4 protein-coding genes and 1 pseudogene are annotated in these 4,099 nt (G+C 68.7%); 1 reads left to right on the top strand and 4 read right to left on the bottom strand.

Annotated features, from left to right (window positions below):
* The 3 genes and pseudogenes from ON23_RS36030 to ON23_RS20035 all read right to left on the bottom strand — a co-directional run.
* Nucleotides 1-366, bottom strand: a pseudogene (locus ON23_RS36030) (hypothetical protein); the annotation flags it as partial.
* Nucleotides 363-1,757: an ATP-binding protein gene (locus ON23_RS20030; RefSeq protein ID WP_039780049.1), complete on the bottom strand. Its 1,395-nt coding sequence runs from the start codon at nucleotides 1,755-1,757 to the stop codon at nucleotides 363-365. The pseudogene ON23_RS36030 and the gene ON23_RS20030, both read right to left, overlap by 4 nt.
* 49 nt (nucleotides 1,758-1,806) lie before the next feature.
* Nucleotides 1,807-2,160, bottom strand: a complete 354-nt coding sequence (locus tag ON23_RS20035) for an STAS domain-containing protein (RefSeq protein WP_157170248.1) — start codon at nucleotides 2,158-2,160, stop codon at nucleotides 1,807-1,809.
* Nucleotides 2,161-2,420: 260 nt separating this feature from the next.
* Between ON23_RS20035 and ON23_RS20040 the strand changes: the two genes are divergently transcribed.
* Complete coding sequence (locus ON23_RS20040; protein WP_039780050.1) at nucleotides 2,421-3,389, top strand: TIGR03557 family F420-dependent LLM class oxidoreductase; 969 nt, start codon at nucleotides 2,421-2,423, stop codon at nucleotides 3,387-3,389.
* A 74-nt stretch (nucleotides 3,390-3,463) separates the two neighbouring features.
* Here ON23_RS20040 and ON23_RS20045 read toward each other — a convergent pair whose 3' ends face one another.
* A complete protein-coding gene (locus tag ON23_RS20045) occupies nucleotides 3,464-3,910 on the bottom strand; it encodes an ATP-binding protein (protein WP_245556023.1) in 447 nt (148 codons plus the stop codon).
* Nucleotides 3,911-4,099 lie beyond the last annotated feature (189 nt).

Consider the following 4,099-nt stretch of genomic DNA (forward strand, 5'->3'; position numbering starts at 1 on the left):
CGACGGCAGCGCGTCGAGTTCGGCCTCGGCGAAGCGGGCATCGTCGGAGGGGTCGGGGAACAGGGCGGTGCGTTCGGCCTCCAATGCCTGGTCGAGCAACTCGCGCACCTGTTGCAGGGTGCCGTCGAGGCGGTGCTGCCGGGTGAGCTCGGCGCGGCGCTGCCACAACCGCCGGGTCAGCTCGTCCAGGCCGGGTGTGCGGCCGGTGCCGCGGCGCAGCAGCTCCTCCAGGGCGGTGCGCGGGGAGCTGCCGTCCATCACGTCGCGGCCGATGAGGTCCAGCGCCTCCCGCAGATCGACCGGGGGCGCCAGCGGGTCGGGACCGTCGTGATAGGGCCCGTAGGAATAGCGGTCGGGGGTAGTCATGAGCCGTAGGTCGCCGTGCCGTCGTCGGAGTCCTTGGCCAGCTGGCGGCTCAAATACAGTGACTCCAAAGCGAATTCGACGGTCGCCGCGATCCGCGCCGGCGAGTCGGTGGACTCGGCGCCGAGCCGCTCGGCCACCCGCGCCAGCACCGGCAGCTCGGGCAGCGCCGAGAGCACCTCCTGGCCCGGCACCCGCTCGCCGGTGGTGACCGGATGCCCCTCGTTCACCGCCTCGGCCAGCGGCCGCAGATCCACCCCGGCCAGGCGCCGGCGTGCGGTCTCGGCGAAGGCGCGGCGCAGCAGATGGGTGAGATGCTCGGTCTCGCGGCCCTCCTCACCGGATTCGAATTCCACCTTGCCGCGCAGCACCGCGGGCACCGATTCCAGATCCACCGGGCGGGCGACGGCGGGATGTTCACCGGTCAGCGCGGTCCGGCGCAGTGCGGCCGCGGCCACGGTCTCGGCCGCCGCCACCGCGAAGCGCGCCGAGACGCCGGAGCGCTGATCGACGGCCGGCGATTCCCGCAGCTGGCGCACGAAGCGCGCCAGCACCTCGAGCAGCGGGTCGCCGACCTCGGCGACCAGATCGGCCTCCTGGCGCACCAGCGCGGTCTCGGCCTCCACGTCGAGCGGATAGTGGGTGCGGATCTCCGCGCCGAACCGGTCCTTGAGCGGAGTGATGATGCGGCCGCGGTTGGTGTAGTCCTCCGGGTTGGCGGTGGCCACCAGCAGCACATCCAGCGGTAGCCGCAGCGTGTAGCCGCGCACCTGGATATCGCGTTCCTCCATCACGTTCAGCAGCGCGACCTGGATCCGCTCGGCGAGGTCGGGCAGTTCGTTGATGGCGACGATGCCGCGATGGGCGCGCGGAACCAGCCCGAAGTGGATGGTCTCCGGATCACCCAGGCTGCGGCCCTCGGCCACCTTCACCGGGTCGACGTCGCCGATCAGGTCGCCGACCGAGGTGTCCGGGGTGGCGAGCTTCTCGGCGTAGCGTTCGCTGCGGTGACGCCACGCCACCGGCAGATCGTCGCCCAGTTCGGCCGCGAGCCGCCGGCCCGCCGGGCTGATCGGCGCCAGCGGATGTTCACCGAGTTCGGCGCCGTCGATCACCGGCGTCCATTCGTCGAGCAACCCCACCAGGGTGCGCAGCAATCGGGTCTTGCCCTGCCCGCGCTCGCCGAGCAGCACCACATCGTGGCCGGCGAGCAGCGCCCGCTCCAGTTGCGGGACGACGGTGCGGTCGAAGCCGACGATGCCGGGCCACGGATCGGTCCCGGATCGCAGTGCGGCGAGAAGATTCTCGCGGATTTCGGATTTCACTCCGCGCGGCTGATAACCGGCGGCGCGCAGTTCGCCCGCGGTGGCGGGCAGATGCTGAGGAACACTCACCCCAGCGACGCTACGACGATCTTGCGGCTCCGACAACGATTGTGTCGGCTCACCTCGCGTCGGTGGGTGGGACGGACAGGTTGCTCAAGGCGCCGACAACGGTGGGCTGAATGGCCAACTCGGCGGTCAGCGGATCCACCGCCGCCATCCGCGCGATCGTCGGCGTGCGGCTGACCAGGCATATCGCAACACCACGTCCGCGCTGCTCGGCGGCTTCCTCGGCCAGGATCACCAGTGCGCGCCAGCCCAGGAAGCCGAGCCCGCCGGTATCGACGACCAGTGGCCCGCCATGGGCCGCGGCCAGCGCCGCGCCCTCGTGGATGAGACGTCGCCAATCATCGAGAGTGCACGCATCGGCCTCCCCGCGCACCGACAAGACCACAGCGGACCCGTGGGTGCGCATGATTGCACTGAGCCGGGCCTCGGCGCGACCCGGGACGGGAAGTGAACGGTGATGACCGATTCGGAATGTGGCGTTCGTCTTCATGTGCGATCTCCCAGGCGAAAATCGACATGTGAATTGCCCCGCTGCTCGAGGCAAATCCCGCTATCACCTTTCTAACAAAGACTCAGCGGTCTGTATAGCCCGCCGGCATACGGTTGCGGACCGTGCGGGTGGGTAGCCGGGAATCGACTGTCCCACGTACGTGAGGAGCCCCCGCAATGCAGATCGGCTACAAACTGGCGTCGGAAGGCTACGGACCGCGCGACCTGATCCGACAGGCGATTCGCGCCGAGGAGGCCGGATTCGACTTCGTGGAAATGAGCGATCACTATCACCCGTGGCTCGACAATCAGGGCCACTCCCCGTTCACCTGGACGGTGTTCGGCGCCATCGCCGAACGCACCGAGCGCATCCGACTTGTCACCGGTGTCACCTGCCCCACCATCCGGTATCACCCCGCCATCGTCGCGCAGGCCGCCGCCACCTTGGCGCTGGTGTCGGACGGGCGTTTCGATCTCGGCGTCGGATCCGGTGAGCGGCTCAACGAACATGTGGTGGGCCGGGAATTCCCGCCTATCGATATCCGCCAGCGCATGCTGCGCGAGGCCCTCGAGATCATCCGGCTGCTGTGGCGCGGCGGATATCGCACGTATCGCGGTGAGTACCTGTCGATTTCGGATGCGCGGGTGTTCGATCTACCCGAGCGGCTGCCCGACATCATCGTCGCCGCGGGCGGACCCGACGCCGCCCGGCTCGCCGCCGAACTCGGCGACGGACTGTTCGCGACCGACCCCGAAGCCCGGCTCGTGGACACCTACCGCGGCGCCGGTGGGAGCGGCGGCGGCTACGCCGAAGTCGGAATGGCCTGGGCCGCCGACGAACAGACCGCGGCGCAGGCCGCACTGGAAACCTCACGCTGGGCGCTCACCGGATGGAAAGTGATGAGCGAGTTGCCGAATCCGGTGAATTTCGACGCCGCGACTTCCACCGTGCGCCGCGACGATATTCTGGAGCAATTCGCCTGCGGTTCCGATCCGAAACGCTATCTGGAAGTGGCACAACAATATGTGGACGCCGGATTCGACCATTTGGTGATGCAGAACGCCGGACCCGATCCGGACGGATTCATCGACTTCTATCGCAGCGAACTCGACACCCCGATGCGCGAATTGTCTCCGGCGAAGTGAGATCGGCGGTCGATCGGACCGCCGACGCTGAAGACGAGGGTCCGGCACCATGATTGCCGGACCCTCGCCGCGGCTCACGCGGTGATACCGTGCCGGCGCGATCGCCGGAATTCCACCGTCACCGGATAACCCGCGACCGTCGAATCGAAGGGTGCGGTGGTGGCCTCGAGCGAGTCGGTGATCGAGGTCAGCACATGCCAGCCGAGCCCGTCCCGGTGCAGCGCCTCGGGGGTGACCGCCACCGCCGTCACCGCGACCGACATCCGGTCGCCGTCGTAGCCGAAATCGCATTCGATCGACGATCCGTCGACGGCCCGTTCGATCAGTGCGGTGGCGATCTCGTCCAGCGCCACCCGGATATCGGTCACCTCGTCGAGTGCGAATTCGGCCATCAACGCGACCGTTTCGGCCAGTGCGCGCAGCATCAGCAACTGGCGCGCTTGTGCGAGTACTCGCACGCCGACGACCGAACCCGCGGGTGCCGGGTCCGTCGACGGCGAAATCCACTCGCTCAAGGACACGTCCTCTCCTTCCGCCCCGCAGGCGCGTCTCGCATTTACCGCTCGTCGTCGCCGATACCCGGGCATCCGGGGAACCAAACGTCATCCGGATACCGGGTCGGCGGCAGTTCGCGATTGACCCTGACATCCCCGGGTACCCGCAGGTCGAGCGGGTATGTGCGGCCCCGAGGCAGGAGGTGCGGATGCGGC

The sequence above is a fragment of the Nocardia cerradoensis NBRC 101014 genome (assembly GCF_000308535.1).
GTDB lineage: Bacteria > Actinomycetota > Actinomycetes > Mycobacteriales > Mycobacteriaceae > Nocardia > Nocardia cerradoensis.

What these genes read in the sequence shown, in the direction of transcription:
- ON23_RS20035 (WP_157170248.1), bottom strand. Translation starts at nt 2,160, where the DNA reads ATGCGCACCCACGGGTCCGCTGTGGTCTTGTCGGTGCGCGGGGAGGCC.
- ON23_RS20040 (WP_039780050.1), top strand. Translation starts at nt 2,421, where the DNA reads ATGCAGATCGGCTACAAACTGGCGTCGGAAGGCTACGGACCGCGCGAC.